Source organism: Streptomyces sp. NPDC059456, assembly GCF_042750055.1.
In the GTDB taxonomy this organism is placed as follows: Bacteria; Actinomycetota; Actinomycetes; order Streptomycetales; family Streptomycetaceae; genus Streptomyces.
Genome location: NZ_JBHYVA010001166.1, coordinates 1 through 1,022, shown reverse-complemented (window position 1 = coordinate 1,022; position 1,022 = coordinate 1). Strand labels below are relative to the sequence as shown.

Here is a 1,022-nt window from a genome sequence, read left to right as displayed (position 1 = left end):
CCGCGCCCCCCCCCCCCGCCCCCCCCCCCCCCCCCCCCCCCCGCCGACACCCCCCCCCCCCGCCCCCCCGGCGAGTCCGCCAGCCGGGAGAACCCGGCGAAGGAGACCCGGCGGGCCGCCTCGGAGATGATCCGCACGGGCCAGCCGGAGATGTTGAAGGCGAGCACGTAGAAGCCGAGGGCGAGCTGGTCGAGGGCGGAACCGACCACCATGGTGTCCACGTTGACGACGCCGAGGGCCAGCATGCTGGCCCCGGCGAGGGGAAGCCCGAACCGCAGCAGCTCCCGGGCCTGTTCCCGGTCCCAGCCGAACCGCAGCGTGCCGGGCGCGGCGAGGCAGCACCCGGCGAGGGCGGCCGCGTTGCCGGCGACCGAGCCCCAGGCGAAGCTCATCGCCCCCCACCCCTCGACGGCCAGCAGCAGGGTCACGCCCGTGCTGAGGAGGAAGTTGACGGCGTCGATGGCCATCCGCCGGCCCTGGGCGAACTCCCGGGTGAGGAACCCGGCGGGCACCTGCGACAGGCCGTCGAGGACCACGCACACGCACATCACCCGCAGGATGCCGGAGGCCTCGGGCGAGCCCAGCACGCGGGCGACCGCCGGGGCCGCCGCGAACAGGACGGCGTACAGCAGGCAGCTGGAGGTGACGCTGAGGGTGAGCACCGTCGGGGCGAAGCGGCGCGGGTCGCCCTCCCAGCGCACGATGGCGAGGGAGACGCCGAGCTCGTTCGCGGAGAGCAGCACCAGCAGGACGGTCTGGGCGATCCCGTACACGCCCCAGGCCTCGGGGCCGAGGAAGAAGCGGGCCAGGACGATGCCGGTGACGAAGTTGCCGAGGCGCATCACCACGGTGTTGACCAGGCTCCACCGGGCGGCGGAGCCGACCTTGCGCCCCAGCGACGGCGCCGCGGGCGGCGCCTGCACACCGGTGCCGGTGCAGGTGCCGGCACCGGTTTCGGTCCCCGGGCCGGTCACCGTGTTCCGGCGGAGGCTCGGGCGGTACGGGCACCGCTCTCCGCGGGG

At 75.8% G+C, this 1,022-nt stretch carries 1 protein-coding gene; it reads right to left on the bottom strand.

What is annotated here, in order from left to right:
- On the bottom strand, window positions 1-974 hold a 974-nt coding region (locus tag ACFXA3_RS42955; RefSeq protein WP_385197063.1), incomplete at its 3' end, for an oligosaccharide flippase family protein.
- Window positions 975-1,022: the final 48 nt, after the last annotated feature.